The 25,814-nt window shown below is 71.6% G+C and carries 17 protein-coding genes; 5 read left to right on the top strand and 12 right to left on the bottom strand.

Annotated elements, in window-relative coordinates:
- Window positions 1–57: 57 nt before the first annotated feature.
- The 8 genes from HGB44_RS20255 to gatB all read right to left on the bottom strand — a co-directional run bounded on the left by HGB44_RS20255 (window position 58) and on the right by gatB (window position 13,668).
- The gene (locus tag HGB44_RS20255; RefSeq protein ID WP_061078224.1) at window positions 58–1,173 is read right to left on the bottom strand and encodes a branched-chain amino acid aminotransferase; all 1,116 of its coding nucleotides are present in this window, start codon (window positions 1,171–1,173) and stop codon (window positions 58–60) included.
- Window positions 1,174–1,420: 247 nt separating this feature from the next.
- Window positions 1,421–2,485, bottom strand: coding sequence for a 3-isopropylmalate dehydrogenase (locus tag HGB44_RS20250; RefSeq protein ID WP_061078225.1), 1,065 nt, complete (start codon window positions 2,483–2,485; stop codon window positions 1,421–1,423).
- A 775-nt stretch (window positions 2,486–3,260) separates the two neighbouring features.
- A complete protein-coding gene (gene serA, locus HGB44_RS20245) occupies window positions 3,261–4,850 on the bottom strand; it encodes a phosphoglycerate dehydrogenase (protein ID WP_061078226.1) in 1,590 nt (529 codons plus the stop codon).
- Between the two features lie 209 nt (window positions 4,851–5,059).
- Window positions 5,060–6,055, bottom strand: a complete 996-nt coding sequence (gene ilvC / locus HGB44_RS20240) for a ketol-acid reductoisomerase (protein ID WP_190394677.1) — start codon at window positions 6,053–6,055, stop codon at window positions 5,060–5,062.
- A gap of 103 nt (window positions 6,056–6,158) precedes the next feature.
- On the bottom strand, window positions 6,159–6,683 hold the full coding sequence (ilvN, locus tag HGB44_RS20235) for an acetolactate synthase small subunit (protein ID WP_013151229.1): 525 nt from the start codon (window positions 6,681–6,683) through the stop codon (window positions 6,159–6,161).
- A gap of 20 nt (window positions 6,684–6,703) precedes the next feature.
- Window positions 6,704–8,464, bottom strand: a complete 1,761-nt coding sequence (locus tag HGB44_RS20230; protein WP_061078228.1) for an acetolactate synthase large subunit — start codon at window positions 8,462–8,464, stop codon at window positions 6,704–6,706.
- A 421-nt stretch (window positions 8,465–8,885) separates the two neighbouring features.
- Window positions 8,886–11,591: a putative bifunctional diguanylate cyclase/phosphodiesterase gene (locus tag HGB44_RS20225; RefSeq protein ID WP_061078229.1), complete on the bottom strand. Its 2,706-nt coding sequence runs from the start codon at window positions 11,589–11,591 to the stop codon at window positions 8,886–8,888.
- Between the two features lie 580 nt (window positions 11,592–12,171).
- On the bottom strand, window positions 12,172–13,668 hold the full coding sequence (gatB, locus tag HGB44_RS20220) for an Asp-tRNA(Asn)/Glu-tRNA(Gln) amidotransferase subunit GatB (RefSeq protein ID WP_061078230.1): 1,497 nt from the start codon (window positions 13,666–13,668) through the stop codon (window positions 12,172–12,174).
- 298 nt (window positions 13,669–13,966) lie between these two features.
- Here gatB and HGB44_RS20215 point away from each other — a divergent pair, with 298 nt between their 5' ends.
- The 4 genes from HGB44_RS20215 (at window position 13,967) to HGB44_RS20200 (ending at window position 18,222) form a co-directional block, all read left to right on the top strand.
- On the top strand, window positions 13,967–15,136 hold the full coding sequence (locus HGB44_RS20215; protein WP_061078231.1) for a thioester domain-containing protein: 1,170 nt from the start codon (window positions 13,967–13,969) through the stop codon (window positions 15,134–15,136).
- A gap of 409 nt (window positions 15,137–15,545) precedes the next feature.
- Complete coding sequence (locus tag HGB44_RS20210) at window positions 15,546–16,766, top strand: thioester domain-containing protein (protein ID WP_061078232.1); 1,221 nt, start codon at window positions 15,546–15,548, stop codon at window positions 16,764–16,766.
- 266 nt (window positions 16,767–17,032) lie between these two features.
- Window positions 17,033–17,284, top strand: coding sequence for a hypothetical protein (locus HGB44_RS20205; RefSeq protein ID WP_061078233.1), 252 nt, complete (start codon window positions 17,033–17,035; stop codon window positions 17,282–17,284).
- Entirely contained in the window at window positions 17,281–18,222 is a 942-nt protein-coding gene (locus HGB44_RS20200; RefSeq protein WP_061078234.1) for a Clp protease N-terminal domain-containing protein, read from the top strand. The genes HGB44_RS20205 and HGB44_RS20200 overlap by 4 nt, the downstream gene beginning before the upstream one ends.
- 44 nt (window positions 18,223–18,266) lie before the next feature.
- Here the strand turns inward: HGB44_RS20200 and HGB44_RS20195 are convergent, their stop codons facing one another.
- Window positions 18,267–19,079, bottom strand: coding sequence for a CPBP family intramembrane glutamic endopeptidase (locus HGB44_RS20195; RefSeq protein WP_231972195.1), 813 nt, complete (start codon window positions 19,077–19,079; stop codon window positions 18,267–18,269).
- Window positions 19,080–20,018: 939 nt separating this feature from the next.
- Here HGB44_RS20195 and HGB44_RS20190 point away from each other — a divergent pair.
- Window positions 20,019–21,257, top strand: a complete 1,239-nt coding sequence (locus tag HGB44_RS20190) for a thioester domain-containing protein (RefSeq protein WP_061078235.1) — start codon at window positions 20,019–20,021, stop codon at window positions 21,255–21,257.
- Window positions 21,258–21,628: 371 nt separating this feature from the next.
- Here the strand turns inward: HGB44_RS20190 and gatA are convergent, their stop codons facing one another.
- The 3 genes from gatA to HGB44_RS20175 form a co-directional block, all read right to left on the bottom strand.
- Window positions 21,629–23,128: an Asp-tRNA(Asn)/Glu-tRNA(Gln) amidotransferase subunit GatA gene (gene gatA, locus HGB44_RS20185; protein ID WP_061078293.1), complete on the bottom strand. Its 1,500-nt coding sequence runs from the start codon at window positions 23,126–23,128 to the stop codon at window positions 21,629–21,631.
- A 2-nt stretch (window positions 23,129–23,130) separates the two neighbouring features.
- Entirely contained in the window at window positions 23,131–23,430 is a 300-nt protein-coding gene (gatC, locus tag HGB44_RS20180; RefSeq protein WP_017566322.1) for an Asp-tRNA(Asn)/Glu-tRNA(Gln) amidotransferase subunit GatC, read from the bottom strand.
- 146 nt (window positions 23,431–23,576) lie between these two features.
- Window positions 23,577–25,625, bottom strand: a complete 2,049-nt coding sequence (locus HGB44_RS20175; RefSeq protein ID WP_061078236.1) for a putative bifunctional diguanylate cyclase/phosphodiesterase — start codon at window positions 25,623–25,625, stop codon at window positions 23,577–23,579.
- Window positions 25,626–25,814: the final 189 nt, after the last annotated feature.

The following is a 25,814-nucleotide window of genomic DNA, read 5'->3' as shown; positions in this document are numbered from 1 at the left end:
GGGGGGAGGGAAGGCCGGGGCGGGCCGCCCGGGGGAGGACGGCCCGCCGGGGTCACGCTAGAACCGGGTGATCCAGTCGTGCTTGTCGGCGCGCAGACCCGTCTGGATGCCCACCAGCTCCTCGCGCAGGCGCATGGTGACCGGACCCGGGGTGCCGTCGCCGACGGTGAACTCGCCGTCGTCGCCCTTGACCCGGCCGACGGGGGTGATGACGGCCGCGGTTCCGCAGGCGAACACCTCGGTGAGCTCGCCGGACTCGGCCGCCTCGCGCCACTCGTCGGTGGAGATGGGCGCCTCCTCGGCCGGGATGCCCAGATCGGGGGCCAGGGTCAGCAGCGACTCGCGGGTGATGCCCGGCAGCAGGGTCCCGGTCAGCGGGGGCGTGCGCAGCCGCGCGTTCTCACCCGAGCCGAACACGAACCACAGGTTCATGCCGCCCATCTCCTCGACCCAGCGGTGCTCGCGGGCGTCGAGCCAGACCACCTGGTCGCAGCCCTGCTCCACCGCCTGCGCCTGGGCGAGGAAGCTCGCCGCGTAGTTGCCCGCGAACTTGGCCGCGCCCGTGCCGCCCGGAGCGGCGCGCGTGTAGTCCTTGGACAGCCACACCGTCACCGGCTGGACGCCGCCCGAGAAGTAGGAGCCGACCGGCGAGGCGATCAGCAGGTAGACGTAGGAGCGGGACGGGTGGTTGACGCCGAGGCCGACGTCCGTGGCGACCATGAACGGGCGCAGGTACAGGCTGAAGTCCTCCTTGGTCGGCACCCAGTCGCCGTCGTGCTCCAGGAGGAGTTCGATGGACTTCAGGAAGAGCTCCTCGGGGAGCTCGGGCATCGCCATGCGCGCCGCGCTGCGGTTGAAGCGGGCCGCGTTGGACTCGGGGCGGAAGGAGGCGAGCGAGCCGTCGGGGTGCCGGTAGGCCTTGAGGCCCTCGAAGATCTCCTGGGCGTAGTGGAGGGCGGCGGTGGCCGGGTCCAGGCTCAGCGGACCGTACGGCTCCAGCTTGGCGTCGTGCCACCCCTTCCCCTCGGTGTAGTGGATGCTCACCATGTGGTCGGTGAACACCTTGCCGAACCCGGGACTCTCCAGCAGTGCCTCTCGTTCCTGCGGGGTCTTCCGCCTGTCGGAGAGCTGGATGTCGAACGTCAACCCGCTTGTGGTGGTGTCGTTGTTCATGGTGTCGGTGGTCCTCTCGGGTGCATCAGGCCGGCAGCATCGCCGGCCTGGGATCTAGTCTGTCTGAAGAGCGCACCCGGTGCCAGAGCAGGAGTGATGCACGCGAGGACGGCACCGCTCGGGGAACGGAGCCGCACGCGGACACGGCGACGGGCGCGCTCGGGAACCCGGGCGCGCCCGTCGACGGTGAAGGTGAACAGGGCCGTCAGCCGCGCCTCGGGAAAGGGCAGGGCTTCCGGCGTGTGCGTCAGCCCTGCTCGGCTACTCGCGCGGCGAGGTCGTCGCCGATCTGGGAGGTGGAGCGGACCGTGCCGTTCTGGGCGCGGGTCTTGAGGTCCGTGGCGACCGCCGCCTCGATCCGGCGGGCCGCCTCGGGCACTCCGAGGTGCTCCAGCATGGTCGCGGCCGAGAGCACCGTGGCGGTGGGGTCGGCCTTGCCCTGGCCCGCGATGTCGGGCGCGGAGCCGTGGACGGGCTCGAACATGCTGGGGAAGGTGTTGTCCGGGTTGATGTTGCCGCTGGCGGCCAGCCCGATGCCGCCGGTGATGGCCGCGCCGATGTCGGTGATGATGTCGCCGAAGAGGTTGTCGGTGACCACCACGTCGAAGCGGGCGGGCTGGTTGACGAAGAACATCGACGCGGCGTCGACGTGGCAGTAGTCCACGGCGACCTGCGGGTACTCGGCGCCGACCTCCCGGACCACGCGCTGCCACAGCTCACCGGCGAAGGTCAGGACGTTGTCCTTGTGGACCAGGGTGAGCTTGCGGCGGGGGCGGGAGGCGGCCTTGTCGAAGGCGTAGCGCACGACGCGCTCCACCCCGAAGCGGGTGTTGACGCTGTCCTGGGTGGCGATCTCGTGCGGGGTGCCCTTGCGCAGGACGCCCCCGGCGCCCGCGTAGGGGCCCTCGGTGCCCTCGCGGACCACCAGCATGTCGATGTCCTCGGGGCCCACGCCGGCGAGCGGGCTGTCCACCCCCGGGTAGAGGCGGACGGGGCGGAGGTTGACGTAGTGGTCGAAGTCGAAACGCAGGCGCAGCAGCAGGCCGCGCTCCAGGACGCCGCTGGGGACCGACGGGTCGCCGACGGCGCCGAGGTAGATGGCCTCGTGCCCGGCGAGCTCGGCCTCGACCGAGTCGGGCAGGGTCTCACCGGTGCGGTGCCAGAGCCTGGCGCCCAGCTCGTACTCGGTGGTCTCCACGGCGAGGTCGTGCTGGGAGGCCGCGACCTCCAGCACCTTGAGCCCTTCGGCGATGACCTCGGGACCGATCCCGTCGCCGGGAATGACCGCCAGTTTCACGGTGCGCGCTGCCATATGGACTGCCTCTGCTTCGACACGGCCCCACCGGCCGCTTCTCATATGGTGAGACCAGGATGAACACTGAATGAGACAACCCTACCGCCCCGGCGGAGTGCGGGTGCCTCCGGCCGGGGGTTCGCGCGGCCGTCGCCGGGACCGGGCCTCAGGCCCGCCGGTTGAGGGCGTCCTGCAGGGCGCGGTTGATCTCGTCCTGGGAGTCGGGCGCGGACGGGTACTCGATCATGTCGTACATGCGATCCTCCGGATGCGTTGCGTGACCGGAGCCGGGAACGGCGCGGCCAGGGAATGCTCTGCGGCGGTGTGCACTACGGGACCGGGGTTCGGGACGGATCGCGCCGAACGGCGGCGGAGCGCGGAACGTGGGCGGCGGTGTCCACGGCCAGGGGAGCCCTCCCGGCGGGATCGCCTGCCGTGGAACACCCGCACGGGCCCCGGGTGGGGGCGCTCGCGGCGCGGGGCGGCGGCATCCGGCCGTGAAGCCGGTACCACTGACTCCTAGGACCTCAGAATATCGGATGTCCAACTATATGGCCAGGCTTTCTCAGCATGCGAGACAATCTGGCATCGTGGCTGGTCAGGAGCCGCTCGCGACGAACCTCGGACCCACGCCATAGCGATAGAAAGGTAGAGAAAAGCCGCGAAGAGCGCATAATTCACCGCACCACGCGGCCCCCGGACAGCACGAGGGGCCGTACCGCACGCGGCGCCCGTGAGCGCCGGATGCGGTACGGCCCCTGCCGCGACCGCCCGGAGGGGAGTCCTGGGTCCCCTAGTCCTCCAGGTCGACCTGGCGGCTGATGTCGGCGTCGATCTCGGCGGAGATCGAGGCGAGGGTCTCGTCGGGCACCGCGGAGTCCACGGTGAGCGCGATCAGCGCCTTGCCGCCCTCCTGGTCCCGGATGACCTGCATGCCCGCGATGTTGACGCCGGCGTCGCCCAGCAGGGCGCCGACCGTGCCGACCACGCCGGGGCGGTCCTCGTAGGACAGGAACACCATGTGCTCGGCCAGGCCGATCTCCATGGTGTAGTTGTTGATCTCCACCAGCTTCTCGACCTGGCGGGGGCCGGTCAGGGTGCCCGAGACCGACACGCGGGTGCCGTCGGCGAGCACGCCGCGGACCGTGATGAGGTTGCGCCAGTCGGTGTTGTCGTCGCTGGTGACGAGGTTGACCTCGACGCCGCGCTCCTTGGCGAGCAGCGGGGCGTTGACGAAGGTCACGGTGTCCTCGACCACGTCGGCGAACACGCCCTTGAGGGCGGCCAGCTCCAGCACCTTGACGTCGTGCGAGGCGATCTCGCCGCGCACCTCGACGTCGATGCGGCTGGCGATGCTGCCCGCCAGGGAGGTGAACACGCGGCCGAGCTTCTCGGTCAGGGGAAGGCCCGGCTTGACGTCCTCGGCCACGCCGGTGCCCTGCACGTTCACGGCGTCGGGGACGAACTCGCCGGAGAGGGCCAGCTTGACCGAGCGGGCGACCTGGGTGCCCGCCTTCTCCTGGGCCTCGGCGGTGCTGGCGCCCAGGTGGGGGGCCACGACCACGTTCTCGAACTCGAAGAGGGGGCTGTCGGTGCACGGCTCCTTGGCGAACACGTCGATGCCCGCGCCCGCCACACGGCCGTCCTTGAGGGCCCGGTAGAGCGCGTCCTCGTCGAGGATGCCGCCGCGCGCGGCGTTGATGACGCGCACGGTGGGCTTGACCCTGCTCAGGGCCTCGTCACCGATCAGGCCCAGCGTGTCCTTGTTCTTGGGCAGGTGGATGGTGATGAAGTCCGAGCGCTCCAGCAGCTCGTCGAGCGTGGTCATCTCCACGCCGATCTGGGCCGCGCGGGCGGGCTGCACGAAGGGGTCGTAGGCGATGACCTGGGTGCCGAAGGCCGACAGGCGCTGCGCGACCAGGGCGCCGATGCGGCCGAGGCCGACGATGCCGACGGTCTTCTCGTAGAGCTCGACGCCGGTGTACTTGGAACGCTTCCACTCGCCGTTGATCAGGGCGTTGTGCGCCGGGGCGGTGTTGCGGGCGCTGGCCAGCAGCAGGTTGATGGCCTGCTCCGCGGCGCTGATGATGTTGGAGGTGGGCGCGTTGACCACCAGGACGCCGGCCTTGGTGGCGGCCTCCACGTCCACGTTGTCCAGACCGACACCGGCCCGGGCGACCACCTGGAGGCGGGAGGCGGCGGCGATCGCCTCGGCGTCCACCTGCGTCGCGCTGCGCACGATGAGGGCGTCGACGTCGGCGAGGGCCGGCAGGAGCTGGGACCGGTCGGCGCCGTCGACGTGGCGTACCTCGAAGTCCTCCTCAAGCAGCGCGATTCCGGCGGGCGAGAGCTTTTCCGCTACGAGTACGGCGGGTTTGGGCACAACGGTTCCTTTTCGGGTGGTGCGGCCCGACCGCGCAGGTGGTGGGCGCTGCCCGGATCGGGGGTGACGGCTGGTCGAAAGTCTACCGGCGGGGTAGGGAAGCCTGACGGGGACGGGTGGCCGAGGGCCGCCCGTCCCCGCGGTTCACCGGGACCCGGCCCCGGGATTCGTCCTTGAACGGGCCGAAGCGAAGCGGAGGCCCAAAGGAACTAGGCCTTGAGCCAGCTCATCAGCGGGCGCAGCTCGGCACCCACCTTCTCGATCTGCTCGTTCTGCTCGGCCTCGCGGCGCTTGGTGAAGGTCGGCTGCCCGGCGTCGAACTCGTCCATGAGCTCCTTGGCGTAGGAGCCGTCCTGGATCTCGCCGAGGATCTTGCGCATCTCCTGGCGGGTCTGCTCGGTGATCAGGCGCGGTCCGCGGGTGTAGCCGCCGTACTCGGCGTTGTCCGAGACCGACCAGTTCATCTTGGAGATGCCGCCCTCGTACATGAGGTCGACGATGAGCTTGAGCTCGTGCAGGCACTCGAAGTAGGCGATCTCCGGCTGGTAGCCCGCCTCGACCAGGGTGGCGAAACCGGCCTTGACCAGCTCCTCGGTGCCGCCGCAGAGCACGGCCTGCTCGCCGAACAGGTCGGTCTCGGTCTCCTCGGTGAACGTCGTCTTGATCACGCCCGCCCTGGTGCCGCCGATGCCCTTGGCCCAGGACAGCGCCAGGTCCCAGGCCTGCCCGCTGGCGTCCTTCTCGACCGCGACCAGGCAGGGCACGCCGCGCCCGGCCTCGTACTGGCGGCGGACCAGGTGGCCCGGGCCCTTGGGGGCGACCATGGCCACGTCCACGCCCTCGGGCGGGGTGATGAGGCCGTAGCGGATGCTGAAGCCGTGGCCGAAGAAGAGGGCGTTGCCCGCCTCCAGGTTCGGCGCGATCTCGGCCGCGTACAGGTCCCGGTGGATGTGGTCGGGGACCAGGATCATGACGACGTCGGCCTCGCGGGTGGCCTCCGCGGGGGTGAGGACGCGCAGGCCCTCCTCCTCGGCCTTGGCCCGGCTCTTGGACCCCTCGGCGAGGCCGATCCGCACGTCCACACCCGAGTCGCGCAGCGACAGCGCGTGCGCGTGGCCCTGGCTGCCGTAGCCGATCACGGCGACCTTCTTGCTCTGGATGAGCGAGAGGTCCGCGGCGTCGTCGTAGTACATCTGTGCTGCCACTTGGGGTTGCTCCTTGTTTCTCGGTTTCGTGGGGGACGCGGTGGGGTCCGTCCGTGCACGGGCCCCGGGTTCACCAGCGGGCGCGGTGAACCTGAGAGCACCGCTACGCGCTGCGCTCGACCGTGCGGAGGGATCGGTCGGTGATCGACCGGGGTCCGCGTCCCAGGGCGACCAGCCCTGATTTGACGAGTTCCCGGATGCCGAACGGCTCCAGGTTCCTGACCAGGGCATCGAGCTTCTCGGGGTCGCCGGTGGCCTCGATGACGACGACGTCCGGGCTGACGTCCACGACGTGCGCGCGGAACAGCTCGGCCGTCTGTAGCACGTGGGTGCGGCTGGACGCGTCGGCCTTGACCTTGACGAGCAGGAGCTCGCGCCGGACCGACGCGGTGGTGTCCATCTCCACGATCTTGACGACGTTGACCAGCTTGTTGAGCTGTTTGGTCACCTGCTCCAAGGGGTGGAGGTCGCAGTTGACCACGATTGTCATCCGGGACAGTCCTGGGTACTCGGTGTTGCTCACACTGAGCGAGTCGATGTTGAAGCCTCGACGGGAGAAGAGGGCGGAGGCGCGGGCGAGGATACCCGGGGTGTCCTCCACCAGAACGGAAAGCGTGTGACTGCTCATGGTGGTTTCGCCTGTTCCTCTTAGTCCTCGTGTTCCCAGTTCGGCGCCATGTCGCGCGCGTACTGGATGTTGTCGTTGCTGACGCCGGGACCGACCATCGGCCAGACCATGGCGTCGTGGTTGACGGTGAAGTCCACGACGACGGGGGCGTCGTTGATCGCCATGGCCTTCTCGATGGTGGCGTCGATGTCCTCGGCTCGCTCGCAGCGCAGGCCGACACAACCGTACGCCTCCGCGAGGCGGACGAAGTCGGGAATGCGGACCTTCTCGTCGCGCGGGGAGGTCTGGAGGTCGGTGTTGGAGTAGCGGCCCTCGTAGAACAGGGTCTGCCACTGGCGGACCATGCCCAGGTTGCCGTTGTTGACCACGGCGACCTTGACCGGGATGCCCTCGATCGCGCAGGTGGCCAGTTCCTGGTTGGTCATCTGGAAGCAGCCGTCGCCGTCGACCGACCACACGGTCCGGTCGGGGTCGCCGACCTTGGCGCCGAGCGCGGCGGGGACGGAGAAGCCCATGGTGCCCAGGCCGCCGGAGTTGACGAAGGAACCGGGGCGCTCGTAGTCGATGAACTGGGCGGCCCACATCTGGTGCTGGCCCACGCCCGCGACGTAGGTGGCCTCCGGGCCGACGACCTTGCCCAGGCGCTCGATGACGGCCTGCGGGGACAGGCTGCCGTCCTCGGGGGCCTCGTAACCCTTGGGGTAGGTGTTGCGCAGGCGGTTGAGCTGCTGCCACCAGGCCCCGTAGTCGCCCTGGCGGCCCTTCTCCTGGTCGGCGCGCACGGCCACGACCAGGTCGGCGAGGACCTCGCGGCAGTCGCCGACGATGGGCACGTCGGCGTGGCGGTTCTTGGAGATCTCGGCCGGGTCGATGTCGGCGTGGACGATCTTGGCGTCGGGGGCGAAGCTGTCCAGACGTCCGGTGACGCGGTCGTCGAAGCGCGCGCCCAGGGCGACGATGAGGTCGGCCTTCTGGAGGGCGCCGACGGCGGCGACGTCGCCGTGCATGCCGGGCATGCCCACCGACTGCGGGTGGCTGTCGGGGAAGACGCCGCGGGCCATCAGGGTGGAGACGACGGGGGCGCCGGTGAGCTCGGCCAGGACGCGCAGTTCGGCGGAGGCTCCGGCGCGCAGGACCCCGCCGCCGACGTAGAACACCGGGCGCCGGGCCTCGGCGATCATGCGGGCGGCCTCGCGGACCTGCTTGCCGTGCGGCTTGGTGACGGGGCGGTAGCCGGGCAGTTCGAGGCGCTCGGGCCAGACGAACTCGGCGGAGTTCTGCAGGGCGTCCTTGGAGATGTCGACCAGGACGGGGCCGGGGCGTCCGCTGGAGGCGATGTGGAAGGCCTCGGCGACGATCCGCGGGATCTCGCGCACGTCCTTGACCAGGAAGTTGTGCTTGGTGATCGGCATGGTGATGCCGCAGATGTCGGCTTCCTGGAAGGCGTCGGTGCCGATCATCGGGGAGGCCACCTGGCCGGTGATGGCGACCATCGGGACCGAGTCCATGTGCGCGTCGGCGAGCGGGGTGACCAGGTTGGTGGCGCCGGGTCCGCTGGTGGCCATGCACACCCCGGGGCGGCCGGTGGCGTAGGCGTAGCCCTCGGCGGCGTGACCTGCTCCCTGTTCGTGGCGCATGAGGATGTGGCGCACCTTGGCCGAGTCGTAGAGCGGGTCGTAGGCCGGGAGGATGGCGCCGCCGGGAATCCCGAAGACAGTGTCAACGCCGACCTGCTCCAGCGACCTGATCAGCGATTGGGCGCCGGTCATCTGCTCGGTCATCTCAAGATCCTTCAGCGAGGGTCAGAGCGGCACGGGGGCTCTGGCCTGGTGGGTCTGGCTCTGGGCCTGGCAATAAAAAAACCCCCACCGCCGACGGCGGTTGAGGGGTGGCGCGCAGCAGAAGAAACTCAGCGGGCTGCGCGCCGACCAAGTACGAGAATCAGGGAGTTGCTCTGCACGTTCACCACATTGGCCGACGGAGAGGCCGCCCGTCAACCAGAACGACATATTGTCTCAGAATTTGAGACGGAAATGTCAGAATGCGGCCGCAGCTGATGACACGACAACCCCTGTGAACTGGGCGAATACTGGCAAGCCACCCCGGTTGTGTGTGACGCACACCGCACGGGCGGCGGCCGGGGTCCGAGGAGTGGGACGGGGCGCGCGGGCAGCGCACGCCCCGTCCGTCCGTTCCAAGCGATCAGAGGCTGGCCCCGGCCTCGCCGCCGACGAGCGACTCCACGCCGCTCGCGGGCATCGGCCGGGCCACCAGGAACCCCTGGCCGTGGTCGCAGCCCATCGCGCGCAGCTGCTCCAGCTGCTCGGGGCGCTCGATGCCCTCGGCCACCACCTGCACGCCCAGGTCGCGCCCCAGCTGGATGATGGTGTGCGTGAGCAGTGTGACCGTGTCGTCGCGGCCCAGGTCCGCCACGAACGACGGGTCGATCTTGATCGCGTCCACGCTCAGCCTGCGCAGGTGCGCCAGGGACGCGTAGCCCATCCCGTAGTCGTCGATGGCCAGTCGCACGCCGAGCTCCCGCAGTTCGCCCAGGCGCTGCACGGCCTCCCCGCCGTCGTCGAGCAGGACCTCCTCGTCGACCTCCAGGGTCAGCACCTCGGCCGGAAGCCCCGTCTCGGCGAGGACCCCCGCCACCGACTCCACGAAGCGCGGAGACAGCACCTGCTTGACCGAAAGGTTCACCGACAGGCCGATGTCCCAGTCCGAGACCCGCCACACCGCGACCTTCCCGCAGGCCTCGCGCAGGATCCGCTCGCCCAGCGGCACGATCAGGCCCGACTCCTCGGCCGCGCCGATGAAGCCCTCGGGGCCCACCGTCTCGCCGTCGCGGTCCCAGCGCACCAGCGCCTCCACCGAGGTCACCTGGGAACTGCCCAGGTCCACGACGGGCTGGTACTCCAGGAAGAACTCGTCCTTGGCCAGCGCCTCGCGCAGGCGGATCTGGAGTTCCAGGCGCGAGACCACCGTGTCGTGCATGTGCGCGGCGTACACCTCCACGTGGCCCGCCCCGCGCTCCTTGGCGCGGGTCATGGCCACGTCGGCGTTGCGCAGCAGCTCGCCGCTGTCGGTGACCGGTTCGGCGAAGGCCACGCCGATGCTGGCGGTCAGCATGATGTCCCGGTCGGCGACCGGGAACGGCTCCGAGGCGATCACCCGCCCCAGTCGCTCGGCCAGGTCCACCACCCGCTGGGCCCGGGACACGTTCTCGACCAGGACCGCGAACTCGTCGCCGCCCCAGCGCGCCAGGGTCGCGTCGGAGTCCACCTCGCCGCGCAGCCTGCGGGCCGCCTGGCCGAGCAGGTGGTCGCCGCGCACGTGCCCGGCGGAGTCGTTGACCGCCGTGAACCCGTCCAGGTCCAGGAAGATCACCGCGACCTCGCCCTCGGGCTCCTCGTTGATCGCCCGGTGCGCCAGGACGTCGCTGGCCCGCTCCTCCAGGTAGGCCCGGTTGGGCAGACCGGTCACACCGTCGTGGAACGTCAGGTGCTCCACCTCGTCCTGGAGCGCCACCTGCGCGCTGATGTCGCGGGTGGTCACCAGCAGCCGGTCGGGCTCGCCGGGCTGCTCGTACAGGGACATGGTGGACTCGGTGTGCCGCCAGGTCCCGTCGGCCGCCCGCACGCGCAGCCGCATGTGCACACCCTGCGTGCCGCGCTCGGAGAACAGGTCGGTGACCGCCTTGGTGCGCCCCAGGTCCTCGGGGTGGATGAGCGCCGTGACCGGCGCGGCGAGCACGTCGTCGAGCCGGTAGCCGAAGGCCTCGGCCGTGCCCGGGCTGACGTAGTTCACGCCGCCGTCGCGGTCCAGCACGAGGATCACGTCGCCGCTGTTGCGCGCCAGCTCGTGGAAGTGGACCTCGCGGTTGCGCACCATGCGGGAGAGGGTGGCGTTCTCCTCCAGCATGCCCACCATGCGCACCAGCAGCACCACCACGGCGGTGCCCGCGGCCAGCGGCAGCACCGGCGCCACCCCGGCCAGGCGGACCCCGGCCACGGTCAGCACCACGGCGGCCACGAACACGGCGCCGATCGCGGCGAGCTCGGGCGCGAACCGGTACAGCCCCCGGCCGGTGATCCGGCGCGGGTCGGTGCCGGGCCGGTGCTCCACGAGCCACGGCAGGGCGCCCAGCAGGGCGAAGCCCAGGAACCTGACCGGGTGTTCGACCCCGCCGAGGACGGGCGGGCCGGTCAGACGGGTGAGCGCGCCGAGGATGTCCGCCCCGGCGATGACGATGAGGGCGCCGATGGCCACCAGCACCGCGCGCCGCGTGCTGTGCGGCGACATGAAGACCAGCGGCACGAGCAGGCACAGCACGACGATGTCGGCGACCGGGTAGACCAGGGCGAAGCCGAGGAACCCGGCGCCCTCCCCGAGTTCCTGGTAGAGCGGGGAGAACAGCAGCAGCCACACCACGGAGAAGACCGCCGCGGCGCACACGTAGCTGTCGGTGACGTGGCGCACGGCGGTTCGCAGGCCGCCCGGCCACGGCGCGAACTTGGTGAAGCCGATCACGAAGAGTGGCAGTGCCGCGAGGGCGAAGAGGTCACCCAGAGTGAGCGACAGGACCGTGGCGGAGCTGAACAGGCGGATCAGACCGTGAGTGATGCCACCCGCGCACCAGGCGAGCGCGGCGAAGCCGAGGTGGCGCAGGGCGGAGGGCCCGTCCGCGCCGTCGGCGTGGGCGTCCCGGTCTGCGCCGGTGGCCGCCCAGCGGCGCGAGGCGTAGAGCAGCGACAGCCCGGCGGCACCGGCCGCGACGGACGTGGGCCACTCGCCGAGCGCGGCGGTCACACTGCTCTGCGCCGAGGGGACGAGGGTCCCCACGAGGTAGAGCAGGAACAGCGCCACCAAGGCCACGATCCACAGGCGGCGTGCCCGGGTTCCCATTACCGACCTCCCAGTGGGCGCGTCACGGTCGACGCGGCGTACCGCCGCGGTCACGCTCTCTCCTCGGACATGGAGCACCCACCTCGCGTCGTTCGAGTCCGGGCGCGGCACAGCACCCGGCACCGCGTCTGCCGCCCAGGATCTCGCGGGACTGGGACGGGCCGGTGGCGGAACGGCCCGGGGGACCGTACACGTCCCCGTGCGTCGCAACCCTACGCAACCAAGGTCACACAGCGATTGAGGACCGGATGAGAGATGACGACGGAACCATCACCCACGGTGATGCTCACGCCTCGCCCGTCCGGTACCGGCCCCGGCGCGTCGCGGCCTCCGCGGACACCCGCCCCGTGTGCGGAGCACGGTGCGGGCCCCGGGGCCCTTCCGTCCACCCGGCCGACCACGGCCCGTGCAGGGTGCCACCCCGCACCGACAGAACAGGACGAACCGGGCGACAAGGAGCGCGGCCTCCGCGGAACGGCCGTCCTCGGCGGCCGTCATCGGAGCGCGTCCGCCGCAGGGGGCCGGCCGAGGGGCACCGGGCGGTGAGGCCCGGTGCCCGGACGGAGACCGGAGGAAGGGATCAGCTCGCGCCGAGTTTGGCCAGGATGAGTTCGCGGGCGCGCCCCGCGTCGGCCTGACCGCGGGTCGCCTTCATCACGGCGCCCACCAGGGCGCCGGCCGCGGCGACCTTGCCGCCGCGCACCTTGTCGGCGGCGTCGGGGTTGGCGGCGATGGCCTCGTCCACGGCGGCGCCGAGCGCGCCGTCGTCGCTGACCACCTTGAGGCCGCGGGTCTCGACCACGTCGTCGGGCTCACCCTCACCGGCCAGCACGCCCTCCACCACCTGGCGGGCGAGCTTGTTGGTGAGCGTGCCCTCGGCGACCAGGGCGATGACGCGCGCGACCTGCGACGGGGTGATGGGCAGAGCGGTCAGCTCCACCTCCTGCTCGGTGGCGCGGCGCGAGAGCTCGTTGAGCCACAGCTTGCGCGCCTCGGCCGACGGGGCGCCCTCGGCCACGGTCGCCGCGACCAGGTCGATGGCGTCGGCGTTGACCAGGTCGCGCAGTTCGGTGTCGGTGAGGTCCCACTCGGCGCGGACCCGCGCGCGCTTGGCGGCGGGCAGCTCCGGCAGGGTGGCGCGCAGCTCCTCCACCCACTCCTCGGAGGGCGCGACGGGCACCAGGTCGGGGTCGGGGAAGTAGCGGTAGTCCTGCGCCTCCTCCTTGGAGCGGCCGGAGATGCTGCGGCCGGTGTTCTCCTGGAAGTGGCGGGTCTCCTGCACGACCCTCTGCCCGGCGTCGAGCACTCCCGCCTGGCGCTCGATCTCCGAGCGCACGGCCCGCTCGACCGAGCGCAGCGAGTTGACGTTCTTGGTCTCGCTGCGGGTGCCCCACTCCGAGGCGCCGCGCGGATTGATGGAGACGTTGACGTCGCAGCGCATGGAGCCCTCCTCCATGCGCACGTCCGAGATGCCCAGGGAGCGGACCAGGTCGCGCAGCTCGGCGGCGTAGGCGCGGGCGACCAGGGGCGCCAGCTCGCCGGTGCCGGTGACGGGCTTGGTCACGATCTCCAGCAGCGGGATGCCCGCGCGGTTGTAGTCGACGATGGAGTGGTCGGCGCCGTGGATGCGGCCGGTGGCCCCGCCCACGTGGGCGGTCTTGCCGGTGTCCTCCTCCATGTGGACCCGCTCGATGTCCACGCGGAACACGCGCGGGCCGTCGGGGGTGTCGACGGTGACGTCGAGGTGGCCGTCGACGCAGATCGGCTCGTCGTACTGGGAGATCTGGTAGTTCTTCGGCATGTCCGGATAGAAGTAGTTCTTCCGGGCGAACCTGCCCCAGGGGGCGATGGAGCAGTTCAGCGCCAGGCCCAGCCGGATGGCGCCCTCGACCGCCTTCTCGTTGACGACCGGCAGGGAGCCGGGCAGCGCCAGGCAGACCGGGCACACCTGCGTGTTGGGGTCGGCGCCGAACGCGGTGGGGCAGGAGCAGAACATCTTGGAGGCGGTGCCCAGCTCGATGTGGGTCTCCAGGCCGAGCACGGGCTCGTACCTGGCCAGTGCCTGCTCGTAGGCCACCGGCGCAGGACCGCTGTTCGTGGCAGAACTGGGACGTACCGCGTGGGCCATCGCCGCAAACCCGCTTCCGTAGACGACATACCTTCCAGCTCAGCCTACCGAGCGCGCGGGAGTGGGGTGCCCTACAGCGGAGTCACGACCGGGTCACCGGACATCACGGCCAGTACACGATTGGGACGCTGTCAGGGGAATATCCGCTGTCACCGGGTGCCGGACCGTTAGTCTGGGTGGCCGAGGAAGACGATTTCGCCGGTGGCCCCGCACTGCGGCCGCCGCCTTCTCACGGGAGCGCACGAGCATGTCCGGCATCCTGCGTCGGTACGCCGCGCTGCTTTCCGCCTCGGCCCTGATCGGCACCCTGCTCGGTGCCCCGGCGGCCAGCGCCGACGACTTCTCACGCGTGGACCGCGACCCCGTCGAGGGCGCGCTGCTCGTGCTCGCCGACGGCCGGGAGGTCGACACGGCACTGTTCAGTCTGCGCGTGGCCGAGCACGCCTCGGTCCGGGCCTACACGGTGACCGCGGACGGGGAGGTCCAGCCGTACGCCGCCTACGTGGAGTCAGCGTGGTCCGACGTTCCGGAATGGACCGAAACCCCACAGGAAACGGATCCCGCCGACAGGGCGAACTGGATCGTCTCCCACTCCTATCCGGCGGTCGGCATGGAGCCCCTGCTGGAGGGATCGGAACTGCCCCAGCTGGACGAGGCACGGGCGATCGCGGGCACCCAGGCCGCCCTGTGGCACGTGCTGGAGGGGGTGCAGCCGGATCCCGGCGCGAACGACCCGGCGGTCATGGCCCTGTACGACCACCTGCTGGAGGGCAGCGCGTCCGCGGCGGACAACACCGTCTCCCGCTCCCTGGCGGTGTCGCCGTCCCACGTGGAGGCGGTCGCCCCCGAGGAGCCGCTGGGGCCGTTGACCGTGCACAGCTCCGGAGCGGATCCGGTGTCGGTGTCGGTGCGCGGCGCCCCGGCGTCGTGGCTGGTCGACGCCGACGGAGAGCAGGTCACACAGATGAGCGACGGCGAACGGGTGTTCCTGGACGTGGACCCGTCGGTCCCGGCGGGCGTGGCGACCCTGCACCTGCACGGCCGGGACTTCCCGCTGCCGCAGGGGCGCCTATTCACCGGCAGGGACGGCGTGCGCACCCGGTCCCTGGTGACCGCGGAGCCGGGTTCGGCGACGAGTTCGTCCACCGCGACGTTCACGTGGCACCCGGAGCAGACCGAGGAGCCGGTGGCCGGGGTGAGCCCGGAGCCCGTACCGGAGGAGGAGCCCCCCGCCCTCGACGAGGTCGTCGAGGAGGAGGTTCCCACCGAGGCGGTATCTCCCACAACGGAGGACCAAATCCCCGAGGACGATCTGGCCGTCACCGGAACCTGGCTGTCCGGTCTGCTGATCATCGCGGGGGCTCTGGTGGTATCAGGCCTGATCATCCTGGTCGTAGGCCGCAAACGACGCGACTGACCGCGTTCGGGGACGCCGAGCTCCCGTTTTCGTTGCATAGCTTTTGGACATAATGCGGATCTACCTGCGAGGAATTTTTTCCTGCCCGTATCCGGTCACATTTTCCGTGAACCAGCTTGGAAGTGGCGAAGGGGATCGCTAGTATCAGGCGAGCGCTGGCACCCACGGCGAGCGCGACCGGCTCCCGCGTCACAGCGAGCCCTACCGGAAGATCGCGCCCACCCCGCACGGCGCCACGATCCGACCCCGACGTGGTGACCCCCCGGAACGGGTGAACGCAGCAGGCGGCACCGGTTCTCCTCCGGCGACCGCCGCGCCGTGGCCACCGTTGTCCGTCCCATCGGTTCCCGACGTCCTTTGGGCAGGCATCTTTCCATCCGGTTACCCCTAGAACACACCGGGACACAATTTGAGCAACTCCTCCCTCCCCCGCACCGTCGGCCGTACCGGCCTGGCGGCCACCGCAGCCGCGTTCCTGGCCTTCGGCCTCGCCGCCCCCGCGGCCGCGGAGCCCGTTGAGACCTACGAGGGCTCCACCCGCGCGCAGTACATCGGCAACGCCCAGGACGGCAGCGACGTCAGCACGTCCGGCGGCACCATCGGCACCAGCCTCTTCAACCTGGAGCTCGAAGACGGCACGATCCTGACGACGTACTGCATCGACTTCGAGACCAACATCCGCGGTGGCGCCTGGTACCGCGAGGACGACTGGGCCAACTACCCCGGCAAGGGCGAGTTCGCCGCGCCCGCCAAGGTCCACTGGATCCTCCAGAACGCCTACCCGGCCAAGACCGCCGAGGAGCTGGGCGCGGACGCCGGCGTCGAGGGCCTGAGCCAGCGGGAGGCCCTGGGCGCCACCCAGGCCGCGATCTGGCACTTCAGCAACGGCGTGGACCTTGAGGACCAGGGCAACTCCGACGCGATCAAGGCGGTCTACGCCTACCTGATCGAGAACGCCGAGGAGCTGCCGCAGACCGCCGAGCCCGCCCCTGCCCTGAGCATCACCCCGGGCACGGCCTCCGGCACCGCCGGCGAGACCGTCGGTGAGTTCCTCATCCAGACCAATGCCAGCGCCATCCCGGTCGTCTTGGACGCCCCCGAGGGCGTCACCCTGGTCGACCTGGAGACCGACGAGCCCGTCACCGAGGTCGACAACGGTGACACCGTCGGCTTCTCCGTCCCGGCCGACGCCGAGGCCGGCCAGGCCAGCTTCTCCCTGGAGGCCAGCGCGACCGTCGCGACCGGCCGCCTCTTCAAGGGCGAGTCCGAGGAGCCGACTCAGACCCTGATCACCGCTGAGGGCGGCCAGGCCACCGTGTCCGCGTCCGCCTCGGCCGACTGGACCGTGGGCGGCGAGACCCCGCCGGAGTCCCCCGAGCCCAGCGAGCCGGAGTCCCCCGAGCCGAGTGAGCCCGAGAGCCCGGAGCCGACCCCGAGCGACGAGCCCTCCGAGCCCACGGACAAGCCGTCCGAGCCCGCCGACGACCGGAACGAGCCGACCCTGCCCGTGACCGGTGGCGCGCTCGCCGGCCTGGTCGCCGCCGGTGTGGCCGCCCTGGGCGCCGGTGGTGGCGCCATCTACCTGAGCCGCAAGCGCAAGGCCGCCAACGGTCAGGACCTGGAGGGCTGATCCCCCTCCCGCCGTCCGATGACGGTGGAGCCTGAGGGCCCGCTTCCGTGGGAGACCACGGAAGCGGGCCCTTCGTGTCGTCCGGCGCGGGAAGGCGGGCGGAGGACCGTGTGCCGGTGCGGTCCGGAGCCGAGGCGGTCCGGAGCCGGGTCAGGGCGCGGAATCCGCCCGCCGCGCGGGTGTGCACCGACACGCGCCCCAGGCCGACAACAGAAGTCGCGCAACCCAGGTTGACAACAAGAGGGTGCGCAACCTAGGTTGACGCCATGGATGCGGTACAGCTGGCGGCCACCGCCTCGGACACCTCGACCCCCGTGCAGGGGCTGCGCGCCGTCGCATCGTTGCGGGCGGTGGTCGACTCCCTGGAACTGCGGCAGGTCGAACAGGCACTGCGGTCGGGTGAGTCGTGGAGCTCCATAGCCGCCGCGCTCGGAGTGACCCGTCAGGCCGTCCACAAGAAGTACGGAAAACGGCTGAGCCATATCGATACAACCGAAGGCAAGAGAGGTCAACGATGACGAACCCGTCGGCGAAGCAGGGCCTGGTCAACCGGGGCTTCGACCGGATCGCGACCTCTGGGGCCGCGAGCCGCGAGGCCGCCCGCGCGGGACAGGCCGAAGTCGGTTTCGAGCACCTGCTGTTGGGAGTGCTGGTCACCGGTGGTCCGGGGGCCCGTCTGCTCATGGACTCCGGGGTGGGCCTGACCGAAGCGCGCTCGGCGATCGACGAGATCCTCCGCGAGGACCTCGCCCTGCTGGGGGTCGACGTACCCGTACCGGCTCCGTCCGGCGAGGACCCGAAGGGGTGGCTTCGGTTCACTCCCCGTCTGGAGGAGCTTGAGTACGACATCCCGTTGGCCGGGGGCGACGCGGCCCTGCTCGCGGCGCTGATCGACGACGAGGGCGGCCGGGTGCGGCGGGTGCTGGACCGGCTGGGAGCGGACACCGACAGGATCCGCCGCGACCTCGGCGAGCTGGTGGAGAGGCCGCAGGCCCCGGAGCCGTCGTCCCCGGCGGGCGGCGCCGACGCCTCCGAACAGCCGCCCGAGGGCTGGGAGTACACGAACTACGACCTTGAGGTGCCCGTGTCGCCCGAACGGGTCTGGGAACTGGTCAGCGACCCGGAGCGCCGGGGCGAGTGGGACCCGGCCTCCGTCTCGTCGCGGCAGCTCGGCGACGGTGTCGTGGAGCTGACCAACAGCCTCACGGAAAACGCGGTCAGGGAGTCGATCACGCACAGTGTCCCCGGCCGTGAGGTCACCTGGACGCAGGACGACAGCGGTCGCACGCTGCGGATCCTCATCGAACCGCTGGGGGACCGCTCCAGGCTGCGCCTGCGCCGGGCCTGGCGCAACGGCCTGAAGCACCGGGTGATCGCCAACCGCGTGGTCCGGTGGATCGCCTGGCAGAACCTCCGGGGGCACGCCCAGTCCATCGCCCAGGCCGCCGCGTCGTAGCGGGCACCGCCGGGTGGGGGCCGCGGCCCCCACCCGGCGCGGTGTCACAGCCCGCCGAGGGCGATGGCCGCGACCAGCCCGTTGTTGCAACAGTGCAGCACGACCGACGGGATGATGGACTCGTACCGGCGGTGCAGCCACCCCAGCCACAGGCCCAGGACCAGGGTGTAGGGCATCAGCAGGGGGGTCACGTGGACGAGGGAGAACACGACGGCCGAGAGCACGACCGCAGCCCACGGCGCCGTGTGACGCGTCAGGGCTCCGTGGAGCATGCCGCGGAAGAGGACCTCCTCGACGAAGGGGAAGAGCAGCACCGAGCCCAGGGCGATGGTGATGCCCGCGGGGAGCGGAAGTTCCGCCACGAGACCGGAGGATCCCGAGGACGAGGAGCCTCCTACCTCCTCCCCGAAGCCCAGGAGGGAGGCCGCGCCGAGCGCGATGCCCGTCGAGAGCGCAGCGGACGCGATGGCCAGCGGAACCCACAGCAGGAGGCCGGCGGGGACGCGGTTCGGCTTCGTCAGTCCCACGTCGCTCAGGGTCAGGCGCGGTCCGCGTCGCATGAGAAGGGCGTGGCCCGCGACACAGGCCGCCAGCGGGGTGAGCAGCACCAGAGGGCCGATCGCGAGGGCGACCCGGGCTACGGGCGGCCAGTCCGCGACCGTGAGGGTGACCACCAGCAGCCCCGCGCCGAGCAGCAGCGCCCCGGAAACCACCGTGGCCGCGCCGAGGAGTGCCGCGTCCCGGAGGCGCACCCGGGTTCCCAACAGCGGAGTGGCGCGGCGTCCGAGACGCCCGACGCCTGTGGGAGCGGCCCGGCCGGGGTCGCGGGCGCTGGCGGTGCCCATGTCGGCGTTCACTTCTCTCCATCGAAGAAAGCGGTATACGGCTGCTTGGAGCGTCCGCGGGCAGGTGCCGGACAAGCACTGGCCGGAAACGCTACTGGTGTGACGCGAGGGCCCTGTCCTGCGGTGATCTTGTACTTATCTCGACCGTCGGGCCTCGGCATGGGTACAAGATCACGGCCTGAGAAGCAGCGGCCACCGTGCGAGGGCGCACCCGGGCGGAGGACTACTGGCGGACGCTCCCACCAATCCATGCTCCCCCATGACGGGCGACGCGCGGACACGCTCCGCTCCCCGGCTCCGACCCCGGAGGAGCACGGGCGGCAGGAAGCCGGGCGGGCCGGACCCGACCTGGCCCCGGCGGGGCCTGGGTGAGAGGCGGGCGACGGAGCCGGGTGAAGAAAGTCCGGTGAACCGGGGGTGACGGACCGGGAGCGCCCTCGGTCGTGGTCGGCCGCCGCCACACGGCTTGGCGCGCGAGGAGGGTGCGCGGACCCGGTGTACCGGTGTGAGGGCAGCACAGAGCCGGAGCCCCTGGGGACCCCCCGCTATCCACGTTAGACCTGCGCGAACACGCCGCACCAGATCCGGTTTCCGCCTGTGGACAACCCGGAACGGGAACTCGGCGTCCTCTCTGTGCACGCCCCTCGGCCCTCTTCCGGCCCGGTACGCGATCCCGGAAACACGGGGTTGGAGGGGACAGGACATATCGCTAATATCGGACGGGCGCCAACAGCTTTCCGCTGTGGCCCGGGCTCGGGTCCGGGCCCGTCCCCGCAACCGACCGCGCCGGAGAGGTCCCTCGGCCGGGCGGTTCCTCAGCCCCTTCCCCGGCACTCCGCACACCGCTGTTGACCTGGCCACCCCCGACAGCCGACCGCCACCGTCCGCCACGCGGCGACCGGCCATGGCGAACGGCTCGGTCGGCACCGTGACATCCCCACAGGAAAAGACGTGACGTACGTGTCCCTCCCCCATTCCGTCGGGCGCGCGACTCTCGCCGCCTCCGCCGCCGCGCTCCTCGCCTTCGGGCTCGCCGCCCCGGCCTCCGCCGACCCCGTGGAGACCTACGAGGGCTCCGTCCGCGCCCAGTACCCCGCCACCGCCGCGTCCGGCGTGGACGTTCGGGTCAACGGTGCGATGGAGAGCACGAGCCTCTTCGACCTCCGGTTGGAGGACGGCACCGCCCTCACCGCCTACTGCATCGACCTTGAGACCAAGATCAAGGACAACGCCTGGTACCTGGAGGACGACTGGGCGAACTACCCGGGCAGGGGCGACTTCGCCGAGCCGGGCAAGGTGCACTGGATCCTCCAGAACAGCTACCCGACCGTCAGCGCCGCCCAGCTCGCCGAGAACGCGGGGCTGAACCGGGGCAACGCCCGCCACTTCGGTGACGAAGAGGCGATCGCCGCCACCCAGGCCGCCATCTGGCACTTCAGCAACGGCTCAGAGGCGACCGCGAACGACCCGAACGGCGTCAAGGCGGTCTACGACTACCTGGTCGGGGAGGCCCAGGACCTCCCGCAGGAGCCCGGCCCGACCCTGAGCATCACCCCGGGCGAGGCCACCGGCAGCGCGGGCGAGACGATCGGTGAGTTCCTCGTCGAGACCAGCGACGAGGACGGCATCGAGGTCAGCGTCCAGGCCCCCGAGGGCGTCGAGGTCCAGCTGGTCGACCTGGAGAGCGGCGAGCCCGTCACCACGGTCAACAACGGTGACACCGTCGGCCTGGCCGTTCCGGAGGGCGCGGCGGAGGGCACCGCCTCCTTCTCCCTGGAGACCACGGCCACCGTGCGGTCGGGCCGCCTGTTCAAGGGCGAGGAGGAGTACCAGCCGACCCAGACCCTGATCACCGCCGAGGACAGCGACGTCACCGTCTCCGCCTCGGCCTCGGTCTCCTGGACCGGCGGCGGTGAGACCCCGCCGGAGTCCCCCGAGCCCAGCGAGCCGGAGTCCCCCGAGCCGAGTGAGCCCGAGAGCCCGGAGCCGACCCCGAGCGACGAGCCCTCCGAGCCCACGGACAAGCCGTCCGAGCCCGCCGACGACCAGAACGAGCCCAGCCTGCCGGTGACCGGTGGCGCGCTCGCCGGCCTGGTCGCGGCCGGTGTGGCCGCGCTCGGCGCGGGCGGCGGCGCCCTCTACCTGAGCCGCAGGCGCAAGGCCGCCGACAGCCAGGACCTGGAGGGTTAGTCCCCCTCCGGCCGCCGCGGGGCGGCCGTGACCGAGGGCCCGTTCCGGAACAGTTCCGGGGCGGGCCCTCGGCGTCGGCGCCCGTGGCCGCCGCCGGAGCGGCCCGAGGGCAGCACGGAGCCGGGAAGCCCCGGGGACCCCCCGATATCCACGTTAGAGCCGCGTGCGGACGCCCCACCAGCCCGGATTCCGCCTGTGGACGACGCCTCCTCGTTGCCGGAACCCGGCGGCCTCTCCTCCGGTTTCCCCGGCCCCCGAGCGCACGGAGGCGCTGGCGGGCCCCAGGGGTTCCCGGGCGCCGACAGCACGGCGCCCGCCGCCCCTCTCGGGGACGGCGGGCGCGCGGATGACCCTGTCGTGGCCGCTGGCTCCTAGCGGGCGACCGCGTAGGGGCTGCGGGCCAGCAGGTCGCCGTCGCGCGCGGTCAGCGCGCGCTCGACCGCCGCCGCGACCCGGTAGGTGCGGTCGTCGGCCAGGGCCGGGGCCATGATCTGGAAGCCGACGGGCAGGCCGTCCTCCGGGGCCAGGCCGCACGGCACCGACAGCGACGCGTTCCCGGCCAGGTTGGAAGGGATCGTGCACAGGTCGGCCAGGTACATGGCCATCGGGTCCTCGGAGCGCTCGCCGATCGGGAACGCCGTGGTCGGCGTCGTCGGCGAGACCAGCACGTCCACGTTCTCGAACGCGGCGTCGAAGTCGCGCTTGATCAGCGTGCGCACCTGCTGGGCGCTGCCGTAGTAGGCGTCGTAGTAGCCGCTCGACAGGGCGTAGGTGCCCAGCATGATGCGGCGCTTGACCTCGGGGCCGAAGCCCTGGGCCCTGGTCAGCGACATGACCTCCTCGGCGCTGCGCGTGCCGTCGTCGCCCACCCGCAGGCCGTAGCGCATGGCGTCGAAGCGGGCGAGGTTGGACGAGCACTCGCTGGGCGCGATGAGGTAGTACGCCGACAGGGCGGCGTCGAAGCTCGGGCAGGACAGCTCCACGATCTTCGCGCCGAGGGACTCCAGCAGCTCCAGCGTCTCGTGGAAGCGCTGGCGCACGCCCGGCTGGAAGCCGTCGCTGTCCAGCTCGCTGACCACGCCCACACGCAGCCCGTCGACGTCGCCCAGGCGGGCGGCGTCCACGACCGGCGGGACCGGGGCGTCGATGGAGGTGGAGTCGCGCGGGTCGTGCCCGGAGAAGGCCTCGTGGAGCAGGGCGGCGTCGAGCACGTTGCGCGCGAACGGGCCCGGGGTGTCCAGGGAGGAGGCGAAGGCGATCATCCCGTAGCGGGAGGCGCCGCCGTAGGTCGGCTTGGCGCCGACCAGGCCGCACACGGCGGCGGGCTGGCGGATGGAGCCGCCGGTGTCGGTGCCGGTGGCCAGGGGCGCCTCGAACGCGGCCACGGCCGCGGAGGAACCGCCGGAGGAGCCGCCCGGGATGCGGTCGGTGTCCCACGGGTTGCGGGTGACCTGGTAGGCGGAGTTCTCCGTGGAGGAGCCCATGGCGAACTCGTCCATGTTGGTCTTGCCCAGGATGACCAGCCCGGCCTCGCGCAGGCGCGCGGTGACGGTGGCGTCGTAGGGCGGCTGCCAGCCTTCGAGGATCTTCGAGGCGGCGGTGGTGGGCATGTCCTTGGTGGTGAACACGTCCTTGTGGGCGACCGGGACACCGGCGAGCGGGCCCAGCTCCTCGCCCGCGGCGCGGCGGGCGTCCACCGCACGGGCCTGCTCCAGCGCGGTCTCGCGGCGCACGTGCAGGAAGGCGTTGATCTCGCCGTCCACGGACTCGATCCGGTCCAGGTAGGCGGTGGTGGCCTCCTCCGAGGACACCCGCCCCTCCCGGATGGCCTCGCCGAGTCCGGCGGCGGTCAGGCTGATGACGTCGCTCACCACTACTCACCCTCTCCGAGGATCCGCGGAACCCGGAAGCGCTGGTTCTCCACCGCCGGGGCGCCGGCCAGCGCCTGGTCGTGGGCGAGGCCGGGCCTGGCCTCGTCGGGGCGGTAGACGTTGGTCAGCGGCAGGGCGTGCGAGCTGGGCGGGATGTCGCCCTGGGCGACCTCCTGCACCTTGGCCACGGCGGTCAGGATGTCACCGAGCTGGGCGGCGAGCGTGTCGAGCTCGCTCTCGTCGAGCGCCAGCCGCGACAACCGGGCGAGGTGCGCGACCTCATCGCGGGTGATGGCGGTCATGGAATGCGAACCGTTTCTTCGGCGGAAGGACTATCGGGACCAATCCTATGGCTCCGGTGCCGGTCCCGGCGCCGGTCGGTCCGCGAACACCGGTCGGCCGGGCGGCACGGGTTCCACGGGGACCGCACCGCTCGGCGGATCCCCGGTCAGACGCGGGTGCCCGCCGCGGTCCCTCCGTCGTGGGCGGCGACCCAGTCGGCGACCTCCCGCGCGGTCAGCGGCGCGGAGAAGTGGTGGCCCTGGGCGGCGTGGCAGCCGGTGTCGCGGGCGGCGCGGGCGAGCTCGGAGTTCTGGACGCCCTCGGCGGTGGCGCGCATGCCCAGCGCCTTGACCAGGGCGATGGCGGCGCGGACGACGGTGTGGCCGTTGTCGGACCGGTTCACCAGGCGGGCGGTGAAGGACTCGTGGATCTTGACCTCGTCCAGGGGCAGCCCGGCGAGCTGGGCGAGGGTGAAGTGGCCGGTGCCGAAGTCGTCCAGGGACAGGCCGACGCCGAGGTCGCGCAGGCGGCGGACGGCCGCGGTGGCGGCGTCGGTGTCGGTGATCAGCGCGTGCTCGCCGATCTCCAGGACCAGCCGGTCGGCCGGTACGCCGTGCTCGCGCAGCGCGGAGGCGACGGTGGCGGGCAGCGCGGGGTCGAGCAGTTCGCGCACGCCGAGGTTGACGGCGACGGGCAGGTCGAGGCCCTCGGCGTGCCAGCGGGCCGCGCGGGCCAGGGTGATGTCCAGGACCTGGCCGGTGAAGGCGCGCAGCAGGTTGGACTGCTCCACGACCGGCATGAACTCCTCGGGGGTGAGCAGTCCGCGGCTGGGGTGGCGCCAGCGGGCCAGGGCCTCCAGGCCGATGGGGCGTTCGTCTCCCAGGTCGACCTTGGGCTGGTAGTGCATCTCCAGGGCGCCCTCGGACAGTCCGCGGCGCAGTTCGGTGTACAGGCTGAGCCGGGCGGTGGAGTTGCGGTCCTTGCCGGGGTCGTAGGACTCCACGCCGGTGCGGTCGGCCTTGGCGACGTACATGGCCACGTCGGCGCGCTGCATGAGGAGTGCGAAGTCGGGCGCGTCGTGGGGGTGCAGGGCGATGCCGATGCTGGCCTGGAGGTCGAAGTCCATGCCGTCCAGGCGGACCGGTTCGGCGAGGGCGCCGCGCAGCCGGAAGGCCACCTCGCACGCGGAGGCGCTGTCGCGGACCTGGGGCAGCAGGACGGCGAACTCGTCCCCGCCCAGGCGGGAGACGAGGTCTCCGGGGCGGACGCTGTGGGTGAGCCTGCGCGCGACGGTCTGGAGGAGGCGGTCGCCGGTGGGGTGGCCCAGGGTGTCGTTGACCTCCTTGAACCGGTCGAGGTCGAGCAGGAGCAGGCCGACGCTGCCGCCGCGCTGCTGGGCGTGGGCGATCTCCTCGTGGGCGCGGAGGGTGAGGAGCTTGCGGTTGGCCAGGCCGGTGAGCTCGTCGTGGTTGGCCTGGTGGTCGCGTTTGACCGACAGCATGGCGCTCGTGTAGAGCGCGCTGAGCGGGAGGGCGAACAGCGGGACGTAGAGCACCGAGTGGGTCGCGGCCACGACCACGAGCGGGGCGAGGCTGAGCAGGACGACGTTGACGTGCACCTGCTGGGCCAGGCCCTTGGACATGACCTGCCGGAGGGGGACGCGTTCGTGCATGGCCACCGCGCACAGGACCAGGACGCGGTTGACCGCGAAGTAGCCCGCCCCGGCGAGGGCGACGGCCAGGAGCTCGCCCGCGGCGGGCAGCCACGTGCCCTGGACGGCTCCGGGCAGCAGGAGGCGTAGGACGGCGTCGGCGACGCCGAGCGAGAGCGTGTACTGGGCGGCGTTGAAGGCGATGCGGTGGGGGGCGTGGCCGCGCGCGAACCCGGCGACCGCGGTGGCGACGACCTGGGCCAGGGCGGCCACGGGCAGACCGTGGAGGATGACGAGGGCGAGGGAGAAGGGCAGCGAGGTGGGCACGCCGTCGCCGGGTGCCTGGCCCGGGAGGGAGAGGGGGCGCAGTTCGCCGAGGACGATCATGCACAGCAGAACCCAGACGAGCGGTTCGACGGCGAGCGCGCGCAACTCGTCCGTCCCCAGCCCGAGGCCGGAGACGACGAGCAGGAACGCCCCTGCGGCCGTGGCGCCCAGCATGTACAGCCAGAGCGGTGTCCCGACCCGGGGACCGATGTCCCGTGTGCTGTGGGGATCCTTCATGCCTGGTCCTTGTGAGGGGGCCGCGGAGTACGGCGGCGCCGGACGGTGCCGCCGCTCCTGCTCGGGGTTCCCAGCACCCGGCCACCCCTCATGACCGAATCCTGGTTTTGGATACACCCGCATCCTGTGCGTTACCGTCCACCTTACGTGGTTTCGTCACCAACTGTCGCTTGCCAGGAACTATCAGTT

This window comes from Nocardiopsis alborubida (genome assembly GCF_012396365.1).
Classification (GTDB): Bacteria; Actinomycetota; Actinomycetes; order Streptosporangiales; family Streptosporangiaceae; genus Nocardiopsis; species Nocardiopsis alborubida.
This window is presented reverse-complemented; position numbering and strand designations above follow the sequence as displayed.